This window comes from Streptomyces sp. NPDC007095 (assembly GCF_040634475.1).
Taxonomy (GTDB): domain Bacteria; phylum Actinomycetota; class Actinomycetes; order Streptomycetales; family Streptomycetaceae; genus Streptomyces.
In genome coordinates this window covers 22,662-43,873 of record NZ_JBEYFS010000060.1, presented here as the reverse complement: position 1 = coordinate 43,873, position 21,212 = coordinate 22,662, and the positions used below count along the sequence as shown (strand labels likewise).

20 protein-coding genes and 5 pseudogenes are annotated in these 21,212 nt (G+C 69.1%); 7 read left to right on the top strand and 18 right to left on the bottom strand.

Translation table 11 applies throughout. From position 1 onward, the window contains the following. Positions 1–78: 78 nt before the first annotated feature. Positions 79–192, top strand: a pseudogene (locus tag ABZ656_RS21770) (TerC family protein); the annotation flags it as partial. A 304-nt stretch (positions 193–496) separates the two neighbouring features. On the opposite strand, the gene ABZ656_RS21765 reads toward ABZ656_RS21770, so the two are convergent. From ABZ656_RS21765 to ABZ656_RS21745, 5 genes are all read right to left on the bottom strand, one after another. Then, entirely contained in the window at positions 497–691 is a 195-nt protein-coding gene (locus ABZ656_RS21765; protein WP_129592207.1) for a hypothetical protein, read from the bottom strand. Between the two features lie 577 nt (positions 692–1,268). Then, complete coding sequence (ftsH, locus tag ABZ656_RS21760) at positions 1,269–3,266, bottom strand: ATP-dependent zinc metalloprotease FtsH (RefSeq protein WP_180362265.1); 1,998 nt, start codon at positions 3,264–3,266, stop codon at positions 1,269–1,271. A 189-nt stretch (positions 3,267–3,455) separates the two neighbouring features. Then, a complete protein-coding gene (locus ABZ656_RS21755) occupies positions 3,456–3,842 on the bottom strand; it encodes a TSUP family transporter (protein WP_101402944.1) in 387 nt (128 codons plus the stop codon). Between the two features lie 190 nt (positions 3,843–4,032). After that, positions 4,033–6,432, bottom strand: a complete 2,400-nt coding sequence (locus ABZ656_RS21750; protein ID WP_360269878.1) for a glycosyl hydrolase family 65 protein — start codon at positions 6,430–6,432, stop codon at positions 4,033–4,035. A 23-nt stretch (positions 6,433–6,455) separates the two neighbouring features. After that, a complete protein-coding gene (locus tag ABZ656_RS21745; RefSeq protein WP_360269876.1) occupies positions 6,456–7,331 on the bottom strand; it encodes a universal stress protein in 876 nt (291 codons plus the stop codon). 217 nt (positions 7,332–7,548) lie between these two features. Here ABZ656_RS21745 and ABZ656_RS21740 point away from each other — a divergent pair, with 217 nt between their 5' ends. Beyond that, positions 7,549–8,226, top strand: a complete 678-nt coding sequence (locus ABZ656_RS21740) for a CBS domain-containing protein (protein ID WP_101402947.1) — start codon at positions 7,549–7,551, stop codon at positions 8,224–8,226. Between the two features lie 60 nt (positions 8,227–8,286). On the opposite strand, the gene ABZ656_RS21735 is transcribed toward ABZ656_RS21740, so the two are convergent. Both ABZ656_RS21735 and ABZ656_RS21730 read right to left on the bottom strand, forming a co-directional pair. Then, positions 8,287–9,219 (bottom strand): nitroreductase family protein, encoded by a 933-nt coding sequence (locus ABZ656_RS21735; protein WP_101404041.1) that lies wholly within the window; start codon positions 9,217–9,219, stop codon positions 8,287–8,289. Positions 9,220–9,399: 180 nt separating this feature from the next. Next, the gene (locus tag ABZ656_RS21730; protein WP_360269898.1) at positions 9,400–10,320 is read right to left on the bottom strand and encodes a pyridoxamine 5'-phosphate oxidase family protein; all 921 of its coding nucleotides are present in this window, start codon (positions 10,318–10,320) and stop codon (positions 9,400–9,402) included. A gap of 135 nt (positions 10,321–10,455) precedes the next feature. Here ABZ656_RS21730 and ABZ656_RS21725 point away from each other — a divergent pair, with 135 nt between their 5' ends. Further along, complete coding sequence (locus ABZ656_RS21725) at positions 10,456–11,130, top strand: CBS domain-containing protein (protein ID WP_360269874.1); 675 nt, start codon at positions 10,456–10,458, stop codon at positions 11,128–11,130. A 102-nt stretch (positions 11,131–11,232) separates the two neighbouring features. On the opposite strand, the pseudogene ABZ656_RS21720 reads toward ABZ656_RS21725, so the two are convergent. The 3 genes and pseudogenes from ABZ656_RS21720 to ABZ656_RS21710 form a co-directional block, all read right to left on the bottom strand. Then, positions 11,233–11,415, bottom strand: a pseudogene (locus tag ABZ656_RS21720) (Hsp20/alpha crystallin family protein); the annotation flags it as partial. Positions 11,416–11,752: 337 nt separating this feature from the next. Continuing rightward, entirely contained in the window at positions 11,753–11,887 is a 135-nt protein-coding gene (locus tag ABZ656_RS21715; RefSeq protein ID WP_360269872.1) for a dsRBD fold-containing protein, read from the bottom strand. Between the two features lie 164 nt (positions 11,888–12,051). Then, positions 12,052–12,870 carry a universal stress protein gene (locus ABZ656_RS21710; RefSeq protein ID WP_101402948.1) on the bottom strand — a complete coding sequence of 273 codons (819 nt, stop codon included), beginning with the start codon at positions 12,868–12,870 and terminating at the stop codon, positions 12,052–12,054. 208 nt (positions 12,871–13,078) lie between these two features. Here ABZ656_RS21710 and ABZ656_RS21705 point away from each other — a divergent pair. The 4 genes and pseudogenes from ABZ656_RS21705 to ABZ656_RS21690 form a co-directional block, all read left to right on the top strand. Further along, positions 13,079–13,342: pseudogene (locus tag ABZ656_RS21705) on the top strand (universal stress protein); the annotation flags it as partial. A 91-nt stretch (positions 13,343–13,433) separates the two neighbouring features. Then, a pseudogene (locus ABZ656_RS21700) lies at positions 13,434–14,099 on the top strand (zinc-binding dehydrogenase); the annotation flags it as partial. Positions 14,100–14,160: 61 nt separating this feature from the next. Next, positions 14,161–14,355: pseudogene (locus ABZ656_RS21695) on the top strand (alpha-ketoacid dehydrogenase subunit beta); the annotation flags it as partial. Positions 14,356–14,407: 52 nt separating this feature from the next. Next, positions 14,408–14,584 carry a 2-oxo acid dehydrogenase subunit E2 gene (locus ABZ656_RS21690; protein ID WP_360269896.1) on the top strand — a complete coding sequence of 59 codons (177 nt, stop codon included), beginning with the start codon at positions 14,408–14,410 and terminating at the stop codon, positions 14,582–14,584. Between the two features lie 457 nt (positions 14,585–15,041). On the opposite strand, the gene ABZ656_RS21685 is transcribed toward ABZ656_RS21690, so the two are convergent. The 8 genes from ABZ656_RS21685 to ABZ656_RS21650 form a co-directional block, all read right to left on the bottom strand. Further along, on the bottom strand, positions 15,042–15,488 hold the full coding sequence (locus ABZ656_RS21685) for an SPW repeat protein (protein ID WP_360269869.1): 447 nt from the start codon (positions 15,486–15,488) through the stop codon (positions 15,042–15,044). Between the two features lie 335 nt (positions 15,489–15,823). Further along, positions 15,824–17,287 (bottom strand): ArsR family transcriptional regulator, encoded by a 1,464-nt coding sequence (locus tag ABZ656_RS21680; RefSeq protein ID WP_360269867.1) that lies wholly within the window; start codon positions 17,285–17,287, stop codon positions 15,824–15,826. 377 nt (positions 17,288–17,664) lie between these two features. Then, a complete protein-coding gene (locus tag ABZ656_RS21675; RefSeq protein WP_360269865.1) occupies positions 17,665–17,970 on the bottom strand; it encodes a BON domain-containing protein in 306 nt (101 codons plus the stop codon). Positions 17,971–18,417: 447 nt separating this feature from the next. Further along, a complete protein-coding gene (locus ABZ656_RS21670) occupies positions 18,418–18,630 on the bottom strand; it encodes a DUF1918 domain-containing protein (protein ID WP_101402953.1) in 213 nt (70 codons plus the stop codon). Between the two features lie 10 nt (positions 18,631–18,640). Beyond that, positions 18,641–18,937, bottom strand: coding sequence for a hypothetical protein (locus tag ABZ656_RS21665; RefSeq protein WP_101402954.1), 297 nt, complete (start codon positions 18,935–18,937; stop codon positions 18,641–18,643). A gap of 76 nt (positions 18,938–19,013) precedes the next feature. Further along, complete coding sequence (locus ABZ656_RS21660) at positions 19,014–19,403, bottom strand: SPFH domain-containing protein (protein WP_360269863.1); 390 nt, start codon at positions 19,401–19,403, stop codon at positions 19,014–19,016. 233 nt (positions 19,404–19,636) lie between these two features. Beyond that, the gene (locus ABZ656_RS21655) at positions 19,637–20,329 is read right to left on the bottom strand and encodes a lysophospholipid acyltransferase family protein (RefSeq protein ID WP_360269861.1); all 693 of its coding nucleotides are present in this window, start codon (positions 20,327–20,329) and stop codon (positions 19,637–19,639) included. Between the two features lie 430 nt (positions 20,330–20,759). Further along, entirely contained in the window at positions 20,760–21,179 is a 420-nt protein-coding gene (locus tag ABZ656_RS21650) for an avidin/streptavidin family protein (RefSeq protein ID WP_360269859.1), read from the bottom strand. Between the last annotated feature and the right edge of the window lie 33 nt (positions 21,180–21,212).

Genomic DNA, 21,212 nt, shown 5'->3' with positions numbered 1-21,212 from the left:
GGTGCGCAAGGAGCGATGCACACAGAAGTCCGACCCGCAGGTGGCCTGCGATGCCCATGATCCTGACGGGCTGGCGGCGTGCTCGATGTGCCGTTCTGGCTGTGGGCGGCGTTCGCCGGCACCGTGGTTGCCTCGCTGGCCGTGGACCTGCTGGCGCACCGAGAGGCGCATGTCATCGGGTTCAAGGAAGCTCCACACCACCATCGCACGGGTGCCCGCGCCGGCGGCCGCGGCCGGGGAGACGAACCGCCGCTGGTCGAACGGGGCGGGGTCGCCGTCGAAGGCGAAGTTCCAGCCGGTGCCGGCCCGGCCGACTGCCATGAGAGCCCTGTCGTCGTAGGACGAGAATTCCCTCGCCGGCCACCGGCCAGCCGGTCATCCATCTTCCTCCGCCATGGTCTCCTGCCTGGCAGGAGCACATGCACAAGGGCCCTCGGGCGCTCTTGCAACTCGCCGTACACTTCTCACGGGGGGTTGTACTCACGTTCTACCATGATCATCTCGTGACGTCGCATCGTGTGTTCGCGACGGTCAGGAAGTGCTGGTTGTTGACCGTCCAGCACTCCATGCCCGCGCTCCAGGCTGACGTCACGTTGCGCTGCGTCAGGTCCTGCACCCGGCATGCCTGTGTTGCCTTCGAGTAGCCGGGAATCCACACACCGAGCCATCCAGAGGCGGGAAGTACCTCCACAGCGACACCTCACCATCCGCGCTCACCCCGTCCGCGGCGACACCCAGCCCCTGCTTCACCTCGCCCAGATGCCGCCCGCCGCGGGCCGCGAAGCACGCGGATCCCGCATACACCCGCACATGACGGCGGCCATGAGGCGCGGCCAGATCCGCAAAGCAGCCCGCAGGCCCCAGCCCCGCCGCATGGGGCAGACCAAGCTGCTCCGCAACTGCGTGAGACCACACCGCCTGGCCCGGGCCAGCCCCAGGCGCGCGAGACGATGCCTGGCGCCCTCCGAAAGATCTCGCCGTCTTCGCGCGCTGCCGTTTCAGGCGACGAGCCGCAGCGGACTGACTGCTGCCTTCGTCGCGTCACCTGAGGTCCCGGATGCGGGTCGGCGAAGGGATGGTGAGGTTGGGTCATGAACGTGGGCGGCCGTTTCGACGCCTTCCGTGCCCTGACTGGGCGGCGCGGGCGGGTCGGGGAGCGGGTGCTGGATGCGCTGGCTGAGGAGCGGGCAGGGACGGCGGATGCGCCTGGCAATCCCTTGTCGGCGGCGAAGAGGATGGCAAGGCCGCCACCACCGTGTTGCTGACGATCAGTGAGGCTGAGTGTGAACTCCTGGCTCCGGACGGTCAGGGGGCGGTGACGCGTTGACGGCGTGGTCATCACCTTTCCCGTCTGTCTGGCTGTGTTCCTGGCGCAGGACGTCGAGGACGGCGGTGCCATCGACGGTCTCGTGGATGACCAGCTGTTCGGCCAGATGTTCCAGGGCGGGCCGGTGGCTGCGGAGCAGCGTGATCGCACGCTGTTCGGCTTGGCGCAGCAGACGCGCGACCTCCTCGTCGACGATGCGCTGGGTCTGCTCCGAGTACGCCGGCCGGCTGGGCTCCTCGGTGGTCTCACCCAGGTAGTGCGGGTGGGAGGAGGCGTAGCCGATCGGGCCGAGTTCGGGGGAGAGGCCGAACTCGCGGACCATGCGGGTGGCGATCTGGGTGGCTCCGGCCAGGTCGTTGGCGGCTCCTGTCGATCCCTCACCGAAGACCACGAGTTCGGCCGCGCGCCCACCCAGGCGCACCGCCAGCAGGTCGATCAGATAGCTCTCACTGTACAAGTGTCGTTCCGCTTCGGGGAGTTGCTCGGTGACGCCGAGGGTGACGCCGGCGGGCAGGATGGTGACCTTGGCCACCGGGTCGGCGTGCTCGCACAGTGCTGCGACCAGGGCGTGCCCTGATTCGTGGACGGCCACGGAGCGGCGTTCCTCGGGCAGCAGTGCGTTGGAGGACTCCCGGCGTCCGAGCAGCACACGGTCGCGGGCGGCGTCCAGGTCGTGCGGCTCGATGCGGGTGCGGTCGCCGCGGACTGCGTTGATGGCGCCCTCGTTGACCAGGTTGGCGAGGTCCGCGCCGGAGAACCCTGGCGTGGCGCGCGCTACGGCATCCATGTCGACGTCTGGGGCCAGGGTCTTGTCGCGGGCGTGGACGGCGAGGATCGCGGCCCGCTCGGCCTGGTTGGGCAGTGGCACGGTGACCTGGCGGTCGAAGCGCCCGGGGCGCAGCAGGGCCGGGTCGAGGGAGTCTGGCCGGTTGGTGGCGGCGAGGACGACGATGCCGCTGGACTGGTCGAAGCCGTCCATCTCGGCCAGCAGCTGGTTCAGGGTCTGCTCGCGCTCGTCGTTGCCGCCCAGCCGGGCCCCGCCGGCGCGACGTGATCCGAGCGCGTCGATCTCGTCGATGAAGATGATCGACGGAGCGCGTTTGCGGGCGTCGCCGAACAGGTCGCGTACCCGGGAGGCGCCGACTCCGACGAACATCTCCACGAACGCGGAGCCGGTCACCGACAGAAACGGTACGTCCGCCTCGCCGGCGACGGCCCGCGCGAAGAGCGTCTTGCCGGTACCGGGCGGTCCCACCATGATCACGCCACGGGGTCCCTTGGCTCCTGCGGCGGTGTACCGGCCGGGGTTGCGCAGGAAGTCGACGACCTCGCTGATCTCCTGCTTGACCCCGTCGTAGCCGGCGATGTCGTTGAACCTGGTGGTGGGCCGCTCCGCTTCGATGATCTTTGCCCGTGAGCGTCCGATGGCGCTCAGTCCGCCGGTCACCGACCCTGCGGCCCGGCGTCCCATCCACACGAAGAAGCCGATCAGCAGCAGGAAGGGCAGGAATGAGAAGAGCACGGACGGCCAGGCCGAGCCGCCGCTGCTGCTCTGGCTGGCGGTGATGCGCACGTGGTGGGAGGTCAGCTGCTGCTGGAGCTGGGCGCCGGTGCCCAGCGCGGTGGGGATCTGGGTGGTGAACTTCGTGCCGTCCTTCAGGCTGCCGCTGACGGCGCCCTTGTCGTTGATGTCGACCATCTGTACCTGGCTGGCCCCGACCTTGGTCACGAAGTCGCTGTAGGACAGTGAAGTCGTATGTGGCCCGGACCGGGCGCGCGAGAGCAGCAGGACGATGAGGACCGTCATCAGGATCCACCAGAACATCCACCGTCCGCCGAGCGGCTGCGGTTGCCGGGACGGAGGCTTGGGTGGCTCGCTCGGCGGCCCGGGCTTGGCGGGCGGAGTCAGATGCCGGTGCGGCATCCGCACTCGTGTCATCACCAATCCCACGCCCTTCGGTCGGCATTGACCCCGGACCCCGTCTACCAGCCTCAACCCAGCCGTTCCCGGGTGGCAGGGGTCGAAAGGCCCTGATAGGGGCTATCCGGTCAGAGCCCGCCCAGGCTCACGGTCGGCCACAAGCCGGCGACCAGGATCCGACGGACAGACTCGCTTCGTCGCCGTCAGTCAACGAAGCTCACCCCCGTGTGTGCTAGTCGGGAAGATCAGGAACTTGAGGGCGAGGAGTGCCAGAAGCACCCCGAACACGCGCTGAAGCACAAGATCGGGCGATCGTCCGGCAACATAGGCACCCACGCCTGCTCCCAGTGTGCGCCCTACCGCTAGACCGATCGCGTAATAGATCTTGATCTGGTGCCTGTGGGCGTACTCGAACACGCCGAGCAGTCCGACCGGCATCAGCAGCGCGGCCAGCGAGGTCCCGCTGGCCGCGTGGGCGGTCAACCCGAGCGGGACCAGAGCCGGGACGATGACGACACCGCCACCGATGCCAACGAGCCCCGACAGCACCCGGGCGGCCGTCCCGATCTCCGGTCCGATCAGCACCGCCGTCATGCCGTCTCTTTCCCTCACGGCTCGTGAGCCCTGAGGGATTGCTCAGAGCATGCACGCTATCGGGACATTTCGGAGGGGTGTGGAGCGCCGCGCCGTGGCGCACGGCCCACGGTCGTCCGGCACTCCACTTCTTCGCGTTTTCCCTCTGGTGGGGGCCTTTGCCCCTCCACCGTCTGGTTCGCCGGGCTGATCACCTCGGCGGCAGCACGAGCGTGCAGGTCTCTCCGGGAGCGATGGTGACGGCCCGGTCAGGCAGCACCACGCGGATCGGTGACTCCTCCGAATCGGGCACGCCGATCCGTAGCTGTCCGCTCTGCAGCCGTACGCTGACGCCCCAGTGGCCGCGGTAGCGCAGTGAGAACCCGTATTCGGACAGTGCCGGAAGCGGCACTGGGTCCAGCCACAGGGCGTCCTCGCGTGTCTCCAGTCCGGTCAGGCCGCGTTGGACGAGGTCGAGGGTGCCGGCCATGGCTCCGAGGTGGATGCCTTCGCCGGTCGTGCCGCCCTGGATATCGGCGGTGTCCGCTTCCAGGGCCTCGTGGACGTACTGCCACGCCTCGGCCCGTCTGACCCGGGTGAGGACCCAGCCGTGGACGAGTTCGCTGAGGGTGGAGCCGTGGCTGGTGCGCTGGAGGTAGTAGTCGACGGTCTTTCGCCAGATCTCGTCGTCCAGGCGATAGCCGAGACGTCGGAACAGCTGCTGCAGTTCCGTGGGTGAGAAGAGGTAGCCGAGCATGAGGACGTCGGCCTGCTTTGAGGCTTTGTAGCGGTTGACCGCGTCGCCCTCGGCCTCCAGGATCCGGTCCAGCCGCCGGATGTTGTCGTACCGCGCGCGGTAGGCGTCCCAGTCCAGCTCGGAGAGGTCGTCGTAGCCTTCGAACTGGCTGATGACGCCCTGGTGGTGCGGCACCCGCAACCGCCTGGAGGTCTCTTCCCACTTCGGGAGTTCCTCGTCGTCCAACTGCACGCGCTGGAAGAGTTCCTCGCGACGCCACGCGGGAAGGCGTCGCAGAAGGTCCAGTGCACGGCTGAGGACCCAGGCGGCGGTGACGTTGGTGTACGTGTTGTTGTCCAGCCCGGGCTGTCCGCCGCCCGGGTAGCTGTCGTGGTACTCGTCGGGGCCGACGACGCCGCGGATGCAGTAACGGCCCGACTCGGGGTCGAGGACCGCGATGTCGGCCCAGAAGCGGGCGATCTGCAGCAGCATCTCCGCGCCCTTGGTGTGCAGGAACTCGGTGTCGCCGGTGGCCTCGCAGTACTGCCACACGTTGTACGCGATCGCCGAGCCGACGTGGTGCCGGAGCCGCGAGTGGTCCGGCAGCCAGCGGCCGGAGCGGGGGTTGATGTGGAGCTGCTGGGTTTCCTCTCGGCCGTCGCTGCCGCTCTGCCACGGGTACATCGCTCCCGTCCTGCCGGCAGCGGCGGCCGCCCGGCATGCCTGGGGCAGGCGCCGGTGACGGTAGTTCAGCAGGGCCCGCGAGACCTCCGGCAAGTGCAGGTTCAGATACGGCAGCACGAACAGCTCGTCCCAGAAGACGTGGCCTCGGTACGCCTCGCCGTGCAGCCCTCGGGCCGGCACGCCCACGTCGAGATCCGCGGTGTGCGGTGAGAGTGTCTGCAGGACGTGGAACAGATGCAGGCGCAGGACACGACCGGCCTGGCCGGGCACCTGGATCTCGGCGCGCCGCCACAACTGCTCCCACGCGGTGACATGGGAGTCCAGCAGGGCTGAGAAGTCCGGGGCTGCGGACAGCTGGTCGACCACGGCACCGAGTGGGTCGCTGATCGCCCTGTCGCGTGAGGTGTGCAGAGCCAATGTCTTCTCCACGCCGGCCGGTCGGCCTCGGGAGATTGGTATCAGCAGGCGGTGGACGGCGCGGTGCGGGTTGGAGCGCACCGTCGAGAAGACCGGCGGTTGTCCGGTGACGACTGTCCTGGCCGCCATGGCGACGGCGATGTCGGAAGTGCTGGTGCGACAGTGCATCCACACCATGTCCGGCTCCTGCGCCCCGGTGCGTACATGGGCCAGATGCCTGCGGTTGAGAGACCGGTAACGGCGTACGTTGCTGTTGATCACGCTGCCGTCGAGGGCGGCCTCGACCTCGATCTCTCCCGACCAGTCCTCGGCCGTGAAGACGGTCCGCAGCGCGGCCAGGTGGGCAGCCCTCATGTGCACCAGGCGGATCTGCTCCACACGCAGTACGCCCGCGGCGTCGTCCTGATAGCGAAGAGTGCGGGTCAGTGTGCCGCGGCGCAGATCCAGGGTGTGCCGGTAGTCCAGGAAAGTGCAGGCGTCCGGGGAGAACCACGGCCCCCACGGCCCCTGGGCGCGGCGGCAACGAAAGCGCAGGAGCAGCCAGTTCGGGAGGTTGACCAGGTCCTCGTTCACCACCTGTCGTCCCGCCACGGTCGACTCCAGGCGGTTGTAGCACCCGGCCACGTAGGTTCCCGGGCAGTGCACCAGGCCCGCCCTGCACTCGGGCACCGCACCACGGGTGGCGAAGTAGCCATTGCCGAGCGTGCACAACGCTTCCCGCAACCGCTCGGTGGAGGGGTCGTAGCCCTCGTACTCCCACGTCCACTCCGACATCCGCCGCCCTCACCCCCCTGCCTTCAGGCTCGCTGAGGGATGACGGCGACCGGGCACTGGGAGTGATGCAGCAGGGCGTGGGCGACCCTGCCGAGTTGCGGACCGAAGTGGCCGTGCCTCCTCAGAGCGCCGATGACGATCAGATCAGCATCGGCCGATGCCCCCAGCAGAACCTTGTGAGCGGGGCCCTCGACCGGCTGGCGGTCGACTTCGGCGTCGGGATGTTCCCGGACGGCCTCGACCAGCGCATCAGTGAGGCGGGTCGAGGCGCGTTCACCGTGCACACGAGCGGCGTCATCCGCGACCAGAGGGTGGTCCACGTGCTCATGGGCCGGGCTGCGCCAGGCCCGCACAGCCTTCAGGGCACAGCCGCGCGCCTCAGCCTCGCGCACGGCGAACCGTACGGCGGCCGAGCCCCCTGTCGAGTCGCCGACCCCGACCACCACCCGCCCGAAGGTTCCCTGCCGGTTCTGGTCCGAGCCACGGACCACGATGACAGGGCACAGGGCACGAGCCGCCACCGCGAGGCTGACCGACCCCAGCAGCAGGCCGGCGACCTCGCCACGGCCACGACAACCCGTGACCAGGGCAAATGCCTCAGGCCCCGCCCTCAGCAGCACGGACACCGCATCGTCGGGCAGCACCTCGCCCGACACCTTCACCTCGGGGTTGCGAAGCCGGGCGCGTTCCACGCAGGAGGCGATGATGTGCTCCGCCGTGACCTCTTCGGCGGGACGATCAACGCTGAAGGAGGGAAGGGCTCCCTCGTACCGCTCCCACAGGGAGGCATAGACGAGGCGAAGCGGCAGCCCATGGCGTGCTGCTTCGCCTACGGCCCAGTCCACCGCCTGCAGGCTGGAATCCGATCCGTCGACGCCCACGACCAGCGGGAATTCCATCGCCCCCACCGCCTTCCTGTGCGGCCCCCGCGAGCGCCCCCTATGACTACCGTCGCACCGCCCAGATGCCGCCGCGACATGCGGACCGGCCCTCGGGGCGGATCTTCGGCCCGGGTTTGCACCGCGCCGGATTGCGGCGATGGTGGAGTCATACCCGGGAAGAAGAAGGCGAAGGGGACCGCTGCGCGCGTCTCGGACATGGAGGAGGCGATCTGAAGTGCCGGAGACCCCGCACATCGTGAGTGATGTGATGACCGTGACGGTGGTGTCCGTCGGACGCGACGCGCCGTTCAAGGAGATCGTCGAGACCATGGAGCAGTGGAAGGTCAGCGCCCTGCCGGTCCTGGAGGGCGAGGGGCGCGTCATCGGCGTGGTCTCCGAAGCCGACCTGCTGCCCAAGGAGGAGTTCCGCGACAGCGTGCCGAGCGTCTATGAGCAGCGTCAGCGCCTGTCCGACGTGGCCAAGGCAGGAGCGGTGACCGCCGGAGAACTCATGAGCACCCCCGCCGTCACGGTGCACACCGACGCCACCCTGGCCCAGGCGGCAAGGATCATGGCCGTCAGGCACATCAAGCGGCTCCCGGTGGTCGATGACCTTGGCATACTTCAGGGCATCGTCAGCCGTGCCGATCTGCTGAAGGTCTTCCTACGGTCCGACGAGGACATCGAGGAGGAGGTCCGCCGCACGGTGGTGTCCTACCTCTTCCCTGCCCTCAGCCACACCATCCACGTGAACGTGCACGAGGGTGTCGTCACCCTCCGCGGCCGGATCCGGGACACCGCGCTCATCTCGGTGGCCGTACGCCTCATCCGAGCCATAGAGGGGGTTGTGGACGTCGAGCCCCATCTCACCGGCGCGTCCGAGGACCCGGCCGGACCGGCAAGCGCACGGTGACAGGTCCGCCGATGGCGGACACCGATGGCGCGGGACAGTCAGGGCAGGATCGCGGGACGGTCAGGGCTGGATGTCGAGTACCTCTGGCACCGGGCGGCGTGGTGTGGCGGGGCCTTTGGGGCCGTATCCGATTCGCAGCACCATCTGTGTGTAGCCGGTGCCCGATATCGGGTCCCGCAGTGGCCAGCGCAGGTCCGTCCATTCCAGGGCCTGGGTGGCGAACGAGCTGGAAAGGCCTTCGAGGGTGGCCAGCAGCAGCACGTGTTCCATGGCCTGGCCGGCACGCAGCCAGTCCTCCGGCCGGTCACCAGGCGTGCTGAGCAGGGCCAGGTGAGGGGAACGTTCGAAGTCGGTCGCGCCGCGGCCCTCCACCGGCCTTGTGCCGGCGAAGTCGCGCATCGGGGCACTACCACCGCGCTTGCGCGGGCCGAAGGCGTACCCGGGGATCCCGTCCGGGGCCGAGTCCGCCGATGGGGCGTCCGGGGCGTCGATACGGGTCCAGGCGGCCAGATCCTCGTCGCTGCCCTCGTCGGTCCTGTTGCGTGCCTCGGCCTCCTCGAACAACTCCAGCACCTCCTGCAGGTGCCATCCTGTGGGGAAGGACAGCGATGCTCCCTGAAGTTGGGCTGCATCGCGCAGAGCCCTCTGAACGGCCTCGGGTATCTCCCTTTCCTCGAACGGGAAGCGGCTGGTGTGCCGCTGGTGAATCGCCGGATACAGGGGAGCGAGGCTGTGCTCGCCGCTTCCGAGTTCCGTCAGCCGCACGGTGGCGAGCAAGGCCAGGTCGGCGGGGTCGGGCAGGAGCCGGGTCGCCGGGTACCAGCCCGCGTGGAACACCGCGACCCGCAGGTTCAGCACGGCGGCGCCGCAGCCGATGTTGAGGGCGCGGGTGTCGGGATCGGCGTGTGGCATGGCGCGGTCGAAATCGGCACGGACGTGGAAGGTGCGGCTGCCCTGGAGGTAACGGAAGCGCCACGGCTGCGCGTTGTGCATCGACGGGGCAGCGGCGGCGTCGTGGACCAGGGCTGTCACGCGCTCTTCGGGGAGTGGCTGTTGGCTCACCGGAGGCTCCTCCTTCGCGAGCGGACAGTCCCATTCGGGCGTTGCGGCTCTTCGGTTGTCTCTGAAGGCCGGTCGTGGAGTGCGCGCCGGTGAGCGGAAGTCCGTGGCCGCTTACCGATCGGCCGGGCTGATGCGCCGGCCCGTGAGGCGCGTGGGCCGAATCGACACCCACATCTCACGCTCGCCCCCGGCCCACGGCTCGGTGTGGGCGTGCTCGGCGAGTCTTCGCACCGCATCGGGCTCGGTGATCACGCTCGCAGGACCGACGACGAGCACGCTCCAGCCCTGGCTCATGGCCTCGTCCACATGGTCGACCTCGAAGGCGATATCCGTTCCCACGGCCGCCGCAGGTACGGACTCGGGCGCGGTACGGAAGGCGATCGCATCGTCGATGACCTCGTAGTTCACCGGGACGACCGCCGGGCCGTCGGGTGTCGACACCGCGATGCGCCCCACACCGTGGGTGGAGAGCCGGTCGCGGCATTCGTCGGGGCCGAGATCCCGCAGCTGGGGGTGCAGAAGCGCCTGTCCCTGGCCGGGCGGCAGATCGATACCGGCCCCGCGCAGCGCCGCCACGCTGGTGCCCAGCGCCGCCGCCAGTCTGATGAGAGTCGCCAGGCTCGGGTCGGCCGGCCGTTCTTCGAGGTACGCCAGGTATTCCGGTGCCATCCTGGCGCGGCCGGCCGTTTCCTCGCGGGACAGGCCTTGTCGCTTGCGTTCGGTGTACACGCGCCGACCGATGTCACCAGGATTGGCTACCCCGCCGGGCGGGGTCGCGTCGGACGACACGGCGCTCGCCTCGTCCGTGCCCGGCCAGGAAGGCTCATGGGCTCTCCCGGGCGTGTGCTCGACGTGACGGATGTGCGCGTCGGGCCCGGGGAACACGAGAGTCACCTCGTCCGTGTCCGACCAGCGCACCTCGTAGGGGGGAGTGCCATCCGGATGGTGGAGTCCGACGATCTCGCCGTCGCGCCTGGCAACGCCGGGCGCCGGGCTTTCGATGACGAGTTGGTCGCCGGGGTGAGCTCGCATGATCGCCGCCGTTTCCGCAGAATTCTGCTGTATCCAACGTGCCACGTACGAACCGCCCCCGCACGGGCTGGTTCCCGACCACGCCGGAGCCACGTGACCACGACCGGCTCTCACGTCCCGGAAGGGGAAGGCGACATGCACCACCGAACGGTCGCAGAACTCATGACCCGGGACGTCGTCCGGGCGCGGCGTGACACACCGTTCAAGGAGATCGTCAGGCTGTTGGCGGAGAACGACGTCACCGCCGTACCTGTGTTGGACGAACTGGACCGCCCCATGGGTGTGGTCTCGGAGGCCGACATGTTGCGCAAGTCGGCGGACCAGGCCGACCCGTCCGGCCGGACACCGATTCCCCACTTGGAAGCGTGGGAGCGGGCCAAGGCCGAAGGAGCCAGCGCCGAGGAGCTGATGTCGGCTCCCGCGGTGTGCGCACGCCCGGAATGGAGCGTGGTCGAGGCGGCCCGCCTCATGGAGGTCCACAACGTCAAGCGGCTGCCCGTCGTGGACGAGACGGACAAGCTGCAGGGCATCGTCAGCCGCGGCGACCTGCTGAGGATCTTCCTGCGCCGCGACGACGCCATCCGCGACGAGATCACCCGGGACGTACTGGAGCGGACATTGGGCCTTGCTCCCCGAGAAGTGACAGCCGAGGTACGCGAGGGGCAGATCACCGTCAGCGGATCCGTCGAGCACAAGAGCCTGATCCCCATCATCGAGCGGCTGTGCCAGAGCGTCGACGGCGTGGTCTCGGTCTCCGCACACCTCACGTACCGGACCGACGACGCCCGACGTTCCCCCACCGACACGTGAGCGGGCACCGATGCCGGTGATCCCACCCCTCAACCAGCCGGTGATCTCGATGCACTGCGCCTTCCCCTGCTCGGTTTTCGGGTCACGCACCGTGAGGACTCCGTTGGCCAGATCCGCACTGATGTGCTCGATGCCGGAGGTCGGCGGCAGAGTCGTGCGGTAGTCGAACTGTCCGACACGGCGGGTGTGCCGACGGACCGCCCCGGTGTGCTCCCTCTGCTTGACCTCACCGTGGACATCGAACTCGCCCTCAGCGACTTCCACGGTGATCTGGTCCTTGACCATGCCGGGAAGCTCCAGTTCCACCAGGTAGGCGTCCTCGGTGTCCTCGATGTCGACCGGCGGCGCCCACGGCTCGACCGCGCCGAACTCGGGGAATCCGCCCCGGAGAAAGCGGCGTGCATGAGCTGGTCCCGAAGCGCGCCCCTGACGTGCCGCGCGGGATGTGTCGTCATGGGATCCTCCTTGGTTTCCGCGGCTTCTGCCGGGTTTCCGACCCGGCACCGGACGCTGGGCAGGTCGTACGGGTTGCTCCACTGCCGTTGGTCACACGGGCCATCCCGCGGACTCGCGGCTGCTCGGCCGGGGCTCGCCCACGCCCCGATGTCGCGCTCGGCGACGTTCAGAGCTGCCGGGCGAGGTCGTCCATGGCCCGGCCCGCCGCCAGTCCGTCGCCGATCTCCGGCACGTTCAGGTCCGCCGGATGGCAGTGCACGGATCCGTGGCCGGTGAGTGCCGTGGTGCCGGTAGCCAGCACCGCACGTGCCTTCGTCGCGGCGGAACCAGGATTCGAGCCTGCCGGAGGCGCGTACCAGGGGGGAACGGCAGCGGCCTTCGGGCGCAGGGTCGAAGGTCCCTGAGGGACCGACGTCCGGCACCGAGCGACCGGCTGGCGACATGGCCCGTCTCCGCCGGTCGCGGTCATATCTGGGGAACGATCGCGACGGGACAGGGCGCGTGATGCAGCACCGCATGATTGATCAGGCCCAACTGCAGGCCCAGGTGCCCCTGCCGCCTGCGGGCCCCGACGACCAGCAGGTCCGCCCCTGACGCCGCCTCCAGCAGTGCCCGGCGGGCCGGACCCTCGATGACGTTTCGGCTCACCTGCGCGTCGCGGTACCGCTCCGCCGGGCCGCCCAGGGCGTCGTCGAGCACCTGCGCGGGCGGGCGCCGGTGGGCCTCCAGGGGCCAGGACGAGGCTTGAGGCGTGGTGAGAGCACCGAACGGTGCGCTCCAGGCGTGCACTGCCACCAGTCGGCAGTGCCGCGCATGAGCCTCGCGGAACGCGAACTGCACGGCCGTGTCGCTTCCCTCTCCTTCCCCGACACCGACGACAATGCTGCCGAACCAGGCATTCCGGTGCTCTGCCGCACCGCGCACCACGACGACCGGGCAGTCCGCTCGTGCCGCCACGGCCAGGCTGACCGAGCCCAGGAGCATGTCGGAGAGGTCGCCGAGCCCTCTGGACCCGAGTACCAGTGCGAAGGCGTTGCGCCCCATGTCCAGCAGGGCGGAGGCCGCGTCCTCCCGCAGCACCTCGCTCGACAGCCGCACTGTGGGAGCGCCTCGCCGGGCACGCTCTGAGGCGGCGCTGATCACGTCGGATGGTTCGTGGTCCGGCGCGGCTGCGTGCAGGAGGTGGAGTGGCACCCCGTGTCGCACCGCCTCGTCGGCGGCCCAGTCCACCGCCTCCAGGCTCGCCTCGGAGCCGTCGATGCCGACCATGAGGGGAATCGTCACCGCCGCTGACTCCTCTCGTGCCGGATTCCACGCCTTGGGCCCCTGCTCCACCGGTCCGCACGCGCCGCGGAGGGGATTGGGGTGATCCTCGGATGAGAGAACGCACCACGCCCGGCATGTCGGCGACGTCCGGACCATCCACGCGATCGAACTCGTTCACCGTCACTCACCGTCGATTCCAGCTTCTTACGAGACGGAGGTCGCCGCCATGCAACCAGTCGTCGCCGTGGGCCTCGACGGCTCACCCGAGAGCCTTACCGCCGCCCGGTGGGCCTCCGACGAGGCCAGGCGGCGCAGGCTGACGCCGCGCCTGCTGCATGCGTGGCCCCTGGTGGCGCCGGAACCAACCCGCATCCCTGCAGAGATCGATCAGAACTACTGGGCGAAGCGGATCGTGCACAACGCCCAGGCGGAGCTCCAAGCACGCCACCCGGACCTCTCCATCATCGGCAATCTGGTAGCCGACGATGCAGGTCATCGCAGGGGCCGTGCAGTTTCAGCGCCACGACCAGACGTCCTGCCGTACCTGGTGTGGGTGTTGGCTCTTCCTTGCGTGTTTCGGCAAGTTCGTGCGTGTGCCCTTCGCCGACTCCTCCACCCACCGGCAACCACCCTCCCTGGCGCTCGATGACGCGGTCCTGCTCGCCGAGGTGCTCCCCACCGCCTATGAGGTCGGGGTGCGCAACGGACACGTGGGCCCGGGAGACACCGTCGTGGTCGTGGGTGCAGGTCCCGTGGGGCTTGCTGCGGTCATCATCGCGCGGATCTACTCGCCCCGCAGGATCATCGCGGTTGACCTGTCTCCGTCCCGGCTGGAAGCCGCCGCTCGCCTCGGGGCGGATGCCGCCGAAGTACCCGGCCGGCTGATCGCCGACCTGGCCGAGGGGCCCGGCGCCGACGTGGTCATCGAAGCCGCAGGCGATCCGGACACCTTCCTGCTGTGCACACGCGTGGTGCGCGCAGGGGGGGCACATCGCCGACATCGGTATGCACGGTAAACCGGTCACGCTGCATCTTGAGGCGCTCTGGCGCAAGACGTGACGATCAGCACCGGCCAGGTCGACACCTCCTCCACACCCTGGCTGATCGACCTGGTGACTCTCGGACACCTACCGGTCTCCCCCCTTGTCACCCACACCTTCAGCCTCGACCGGATGGAGGACGCCTACGACGTCTTCTCGCACGGCTCCGACACCGGCGCCCTCAAAGTCGTCCTGCATCGCGAGTGAAGCACCCAAGCCGGAGAAGACACTTGGCGTACGTCCCGCCACCATCGAGGACGCCCGCAACATGCTGGCCCCCGCGCTCGTCGACCCCGACCCGGTGCTGATCTTCGAGCACGGAAGCCTCTGCGACACCTCCGGCGAACTCACCCCGCCCACCCATCCCGTGGGCCTGGACCACGCCGCCGCGATCCGCAGACCCGGCACCGACATCTCCCTCATCACGTACGGCGGTTCGCTGCCCAAAGCCCACGCCGCGGCAGACGAACTGGCCGCCGAGGGCATCAACGCCGAGGTGATCCACCTTCGGCGTCATCGACCCGCCACAGGTCGCCCTGGTCGGCTTCGGCCGGGTCGTCGACCGGCCTTGCGTCGTGGGCGGGCTGCTGGGCGTACGGCCCGTCGTCACAGTCACCCTGTCGGCAGACCACCGAGCGACGGACGGCGCCGTCGGAGCCCACTACCTCACGGCCGTCGACCACCTTCTGTAGAACCCGGGGCAGCTGTGCACCGAACCGATGCACTCGACGTGGTCAAGGAGTCGATCGCCCAGGTCATCCCCGACGCCGACCTGGTCACGCTCGGGCCCGACGACACCTTCCGCGACGCCCTCGAGATGGACTCGCTGGACTTCCGCAGCTTCATCGAGACCCTCAGCGAACGCACCGGCCGTCCGCATCGACGACGAATGCACCCCCTACCTCACCACGCTCTCCGGTAGCGCCGACTTCTTCGTCGCCCGCATCGAGTGACGTGCCGCCGCACACCGTCAACACCCGCTACGCTGGGCCCCCGCTGTGACGATGCCGAGCATCCGTTCCCGTGGATTCCCGGGGCACCGGGGCGCCGCTTGACCTGCCGAGTCCTGGCAGCCAACGAACTCAGCGCCATACGCGTGGTGGGGCGGAGCGGACTCGCTCGGCCCCACCGGGATACAGAGGATGATCGTCACGACCGGCGCTTGACCCTCAGTGCCAGCAGCCCCGTGCCAGCGGCGAAGAGGACAGCCAGGCCGCCGACCACTGCGTTGCTGACGATCACCGCGGCGGGGTGCGAACTCCTGGCGCCGGACACGATGAACGGGGCGATGACGGTCCATGCGCCGATTCCGGTCGCCGCCCAGCACATCGCGTGCGTGCGCTCGTAGGCGGAGCCGAAGCCGCCACCCATGAGGAACGCGTACGCCAGGCCGGTGATCAGGTTGGTGACGGCAAGTGTCGGCAGGGTCGTGTGGAACCCCACGATCCATGCCGATGCCGCCAGATACAGACCGGCCAGCAAGGCCAGCCCTTCCATGATCTGCGCTGTCACTGTCGTCGTCGCCCGCTCGGAGCTGGCACGCAACGCAAGGATGTCCGGGTGTTGTTCGATACCCGGGAATGTGCGTTCGGTCACGTCAGACACCTCCCATGTCATTCCGAACCCACTGCGCTCCTATCGCATTGGGCAGAAAGGGGGAGAAAAACCCCCTGTCTTTTCTCTACATCGTGTACCGTTCCCTCTCCCGTGTCGTGGGCCGAACGGCCCCCCGCACGGGGTACCAGGTGCCCCGGTCCTCCCAAGGATCCGCCTCGGCATCCGCGGGCGCACCGCCGCGACATGGCCAGGCCTTCTGGTGGCACCTGTCCGCTGGAAGCACTGGGAGGAGCCTGCCCCAGGGGCACGACCGGCGGGGTTCCGGTTGAACCGGATCACTGCCGACCACCGCTCACTTCGTGGCTGCTGCTGGGCTACCGCCCCCGGTACAGCCGGTCGAGGTCGACGAGCACCACATGTCCGTTGGCTTCGGCCGCGCGAAGCGCGGAGGTGAAGCCGACACCGCTGTAGCAGGCGGGTCGGGTGTGGGTGATCTCCTCGCCGCCAGAGGCGAGCAGGTCTAGGAGATGCCGCAGGTGTTCCAGGTGGTGCAGGTCCATGACCTCGTCCCAGCGTGCCATTCCCACCGACAGAAGAGCGCCGGGACGGGCACCGGCCGGGCCACGTACGACCACCTCCGCATGTGCCTCGGTGCCGACACGGTTGGCCGGATCGGGGAGTGAGCCGTGGGCCGCCGTCGCGGGATGTGCGCCGAAGACGGCCGAGTCGGCGAAGTCCATGACCCAGTCCCGGCAGATCTGGGCGAAATGGGGGCCGGCCACCGCGGAGTCGAAGACGGGACGCGCACGCCGCCAGACCTCGGCCACGCCCTGCTGCTCCAGCGCCGAGCGGTAGGGCCAGACAGCCGCGTGCTCGAAGGCGAGCAGCGACTCGGTGATGCGCAGCCGGATCAGCTTCGGGCGGAAGGCGTCTGGCTCGCCGTGCAGCAGACCGTTCTCCCGCAGCAGCGCAAGACAGCGGGCGGCATCGGCGAGCGGCGCGCCGAGGCGCTCTGCGATCTCGCCCTGTGTCGAGCAACCCGAGGCGATGGCGGTGAGCGCGGAGTGGCACAGCGCACGGTCCCAGTGGTCGGTCTCCTCCTGCATCAGGTGATGTGCCTCCAGGAACAGGGGAGTCCTGGAGTTGAGCACGGTTCTGCACACCCAGGCGTCGAAGTCGGCCAGCCCGCCGGGCGCGCGTTCTCCGCCGTATCCCCAGTAGGCAGGCGTCCCGCCGACGACAGCATGGACCAGCAGGGCAAGGCCGGGATCCTCGATGTTCCACAGCCTCGCAGCCTGTCGGTAGTCCAGCGGACGGAGGGTGAGTTCCAGATCGGTCAGCCCGTGCAGCGGTGAGGCCGCGCTGAACAGCCGGTGCATCACCGGCAGGGCGCTGCCGCTCAGCAACAGGCGTGCACGGTTGTCCCGGCCCGTGTCGCGCAGGCGCCGGTAGGCGCTGTGGATGGCGGAGGGAAGCGGGGGACTCTGCCGGACGAGGTCGGGGATCTCGTCGATGACGATCGGAACAGGTCGCCGGTCTCCCAGCTCCAGGAGCGCGTGGATGGCATCCTCCCAGCCATGCCAGTGGGTCGGCGGCGATGTGCCCGTGTACTGGGCCAGTTCGTCGCTGAGGCGGCGCAGGGACTCGGCCTGAGCCGCCGACTGTGCCCCGAAGTAGAAGCCGTCCAGGGCTGCTGTGAGTTCCTTCAGGAGGTACGTCTTGCCCTGCCGCAGCCGTCCCGACACCACACCGAGGCCGGGTCCGGGACGGGTGTCACAGGCGAACGCGACGAGCGCGTCCCACTCGGCGTCACGGTCGAAAACGGTCTCCGGCTTCACGGGACGAGAAACGTCGGACGGCAACACGACTGCTCCCCTCGCTCGGCAGCACTCCTGCCACCAGTACAACGTCGAACGCCGGACACCGCGACATGAGAGGCCACGTACGGACAGGCAGATCTGCCCAGGGCCCCTCCTCCGCCCGCCTGCGCCCTCTCCGCCTGTCAGTTCCTGTCCCGCTGTGCCAGGGCCAGACCTCGCTGCAGCGGGCCTGCCACGCGACGGAGTCGCCCACGGGGCATCTGTACGGTCCGTGTGCGGGCCGGGCCCGATCTACGATGCACCCGACTTGGCGCGTCCGTCGTTGGCTGCCTCCCCGGGCGCCGCACGAGCCTCTCGGCCGTTGATGCGCACCGGCCGTGCGGTGGCAGCCGGCCTTACGCGAGCATGTCGTCGACGGCGTAGTCGATCATCGGCCTGACGGTGACGACGCCGTCCACGCCCTTGGCTAGCCGTTCCGTGATCTGGGCGGTGCTGCGGTTCTCGACCTCCCCGCGCAGGGTGACGACACCGTCGTGAACCTGGACCTGCACCTCCGTGCCACCCAGCCGCAGCATCCCTTCCAGCAGGTCGTCGCGGATCTCCTCTCGGATCGCCTCATCGGGGCGCAGGAAGACACGTAGCAAGTCCGAGCGGCTGACGATGCCGATGATGCGGTCGGTCTGCCACCGCTCCCGCCGCACTGGCCCAGTTGCCGACAGCGGACATGCGGGACACCGACGACACCCATGTCGTGGAGGTAAGACCATCCGGCCTCAAGCGCGACGGCATCGACATCGAAATCAGCGAGCAGGAACTGCGCATCACCGGGGAACACAAGGAACTGGGCGTGACGAGGCCAATGGACCCTCGGCGACGGCGTGCTGGCCGTCGCCGTGCCCAAGGCGCAGCCCGCCGACCGGTATGCCTGCGGCAGCAGGCCGGGCCGCGGTATCAGCCGAGCAGACGGCGCACCCGGATCGTGTCGATGCGCCTCCACCGAGCTTGGGCAGTAGCAACCACCCAAGCTCGTCACTGCGGCCCCTGCTGCCGCCCGCCCCTGCGGCGGCCGTGCCTCGCACCGCCCGGCGCCGTGGCGCCGCGTACAGGCCGCCGCGCGGAGCTGTTCCCGCCCCCTGCGGCGTGCCTGGTCACTGCCTCTCCTGGTGCGGCTGCCCGAACGAGGTCTCGTGTGCCGGATGGGTCTCGATCACGCATCCGGGGCCGGGAAAGATCTCTGTCTCGTGCCCGTCTTCGTAGCGCACCCGGTAAGGTGGTTCGCCGTTTTCGCCGAGCACTTTCACGACGGTGGCATGGTGTTCAAGGGATCCCACGGGAAGCGGCCGAACGTCGGTACTCGCTATAGGCCGATCCTCATGGATATCCCCTGAGCCGGTCGGGGTGCGGAACGATAGCGCCGCCGCCGGCCCGCACGGCTTCCACCACCGCCTGGTGCAGGCGTCGGCTGTCCTGCTGAGAAGTGCACGGTACCGGGCTTCCGGTCAGCGTGAACCACTGAGAGGTGCCGGTGTACTGGACCTTGACATCGGCCTGCCTGCCGTCCCAGGTGGTGTGCACGGTCAGGTCCCCGGTGACGAACCCGGCCTCCTCGGTGCGGACACCTTCCCGCTCCGTGAACACCCCTGTCGTCGTCCATGATGCCCGGACCATGATTATCAGCCTTCCTTCGTGAATGCGGCCTCTTCCGGTGGCGCCCCGCTCCCGAATGTCCCAGGGCCCAACCGGCTCAGACCTCGACGGAGCTGCCGCTCACCACCGGTTCCCTGTGCGCCCCAGGTTCCGGCAGAGACACGGCGGTCCTTCCGACGTTGCGGACGGTGGTCTGGGCGATCTGGCTGATCGCGGAGGACACGTCCTCGATCTCGACGATGGACTTCACCGGGTCGACGCGGCGGAAGTAGGCGACCGCGGCCACGCCGATGGAGACGTTGTCCCGGGTGATGACCTGCTGGGACGGGATCGGCATGGTGACCGTCCGCAGGGTGACCTTCCACATCCGGTCCGCCAACGGGATCATGAACCGGATTCCCGGGTTCCGGACATTGCGCAGTTTTCCGAAGCGGAACACGACACCGCGCCGGTACTGCCGGGCGATCGCAACTCCGAGGTTCGGCACGGGACCCACCTCCTTGAGGCTCTGGCCTTCATCGTGACCCTGGCGGCCTGCGGCAGGGCCCGTGCCATCCGTCCCGTCGACAGGGGCCGACCGGCCCTGGCGTACCTGATGGCCGCGTCGGGGCCTGCGCCCTTGGCGGGCCCGATCAGAGGTGTCGTCGCTCTTGCCCGAGGTTCCTGTCCGGGATGTCGTCGGCAGCCGCGTTCACAGGGACCGGCCGAACGGACGACGGCTCAGGTGGGTGGGTCCGAGGTTCGGCACCCGGTGAGGAGCACCGGTGCGCCGAGCTGCCGGGCAGCGGCGTGCCAGGCCTGGGTCAGCGCGCTGTGTGTCATGGCGAGAGCCTGGGTCTGGGTCTGTTCGCTGTGCAGGCGCAGCGGTCCGCCGATGCGTACGTGAAGTCGTGGGCGGTGCAGGGGAGCGGTGAGTAGCCTGGCCACCTGTTCGAGGGGGCTGCCGGATGCCAGTGCGCGGGCTCCGGCCTGGCCCACGGGCACGATCTGGGCGCCGGTGGCGTGCGCGAGATGGAAGAGGCCGGGATGGAAGGGTCGGGGCGGAGCCTCGCGGACGCCCTTGCGGTGCGGGAGGCCGCCTTCCGGGTAGAGCAGGACGGACCGGCCCGCGGCCAGTGCGGCTTGGGCTTCTTGCAGTGCTCGGGCGGCTCGTGGGCCGTGCCGGTGAACCGCGATGTGTCCCTCTCGGGTGAGGACACGGCCGAGCAGGGGGACGTGCCACAGCCCTGCGGCTGCCAGCACGACGGGCTCGGTGCCGAGGCGGTGCAGGGCGGCGAGGACGACCGCGGGGTCGCTGAGGGAGGTGTGGTTGGCGATGATGATGCTGTCGGCAATCGGTCCGGAACCGGCATCTGTGGTGACGTCCAGACGGCCGAAGACCGGCACTACGGCGTCTGCGAGGCGACTGAGCACCACAGCACCCCCAGGGTGGCGACAGCCGATAGCTGCCCTTGTCGTTGCCGCGGCGGCGAGCGCTCCTTGATCACCTTATGCGCCGCGCGCTGCTCTGGGACCCGGGGCAGAGACACAGTGCTCACTGAGAGCCGGACGCCGGGCCCTCGGTAGACAGCCGCCCAGCCCAGGGTCGCCGGCATTTCCCGGACGCTCCTTCGCTACTTCCGAGCCGGACAACCTCGTCTGCTGTGGGCGATCTCCGGCGTCGCCATGGCGAGAGGTGTTGCTTGCCGGTGTCCCTGTGCGTGACGCCGTGACAAGGGATCCGCTCACGGAGCCTGCGGACTTGACGAGCCGCGACTCTGCTGGCCGATCCTCCGTACCACTCCCGACGGTCCCGGTGACCGGTCCGGGCGTGGCTGCTGGACGCACTCGCGGGTATCGACCTTCAGGACGGCATCGGGTGCGAGACCGGTCGGCCGCTGTGAAGAGCGCGATCGACGTCCTCGCTGGTCGGCTTCTGCCGAGTGAACACATCTTGCCCGACCACAGTGGAGTCCCACGCCTCCGCCGTGGCGGAGCGGGTCAGCAGCCAGGTAGTGAAGATACGGTCTGGGCTGGCAAAGAATTGGCCGCTCCAACTCGTGACGGAGCCCACGTTGCCATGCTCGTTGCGCCAGGCGACCGTCCAACCGACAGCGATGCCGTTTCCCGGGCTCATCGGCCCGTCATGGCGTCCAGTCAGGAGGTACGTCCCCGGCGTGTGTCCTACGGCGGTGACGTACATTCCGCTGACGGTACCCTCCGGGTCCGACTCGAGGTTCATTTGCGAACCGAACTCGTTGTACCACTCTCCGTCAAAGGGCATGATCTTCTCCCTGCTCGCTCGCGCCTGCGGCAT

Coding starts and splice junctions, on each gene's coding strand:
- ftsH (WP_180362265.1), bottom strand. CDS start 3,266: ATGACACGAGTGCGGATGCCGCACCGGCATCTGACTCCGCCCGCCAAG.
- ABZ656_RS21665 (WP_101402954.1), bottom strand. CDS start 18,937: ATGGTCCGGGCATCATGGACGACGACAGGGGTGTTCACGGAGCGGGAA.
- ABZ656_RS21730 (WP_360269898.1), bottom strand. CDS start 10,320: ATGCGAGCTCACCCCGGCGACCAACTCGTCATCGAAAGCCCGGCGCCC.
- ABZ656_RS21735 (WP_101404041.1), bottom strand. CDS start 9,219: ATGCACAACGCGCAGCCGTGGCGCTTCCGTTACCTCCAGGGCAGCCGC.
- ABZ656_RS21750 (WP_360269878.1), bottom strand. CDS start 6,432: ATGTCGGAGTGGACGTGGGAGTACGAGGGCTACGACCCCTCCACCGAG.
- ABZ656_RS21725 (WP_360269874.1), top strand. CDS start 10,456: ATGCACCACCGAACGGTCGCAGAACTCATGACCCGGGACGTCGTCCGG.
- ABZ656_RS21745 (WP_360269876.1), bottom strand. CDS start 7,331: ATGGAATTCCCGCTGGTCGTGGGCGTCGACGGATCGGATTCCAGCCTG.
- ABZ656_RS21650 (WP_360269859.1), bottom strand. CDS start 21,179: ATGCCCTTTGACGGAGAGTGGTACAACGAGTTCGGTTCGCAAATGAAC.
- ABZ656_RS21755 (WP_101402944.1), bottom strand. CDS start 3,842: ATGACGGCGGTGCTGATCGGACCGGAGATCGGGACGGCCGCCCGGGTG.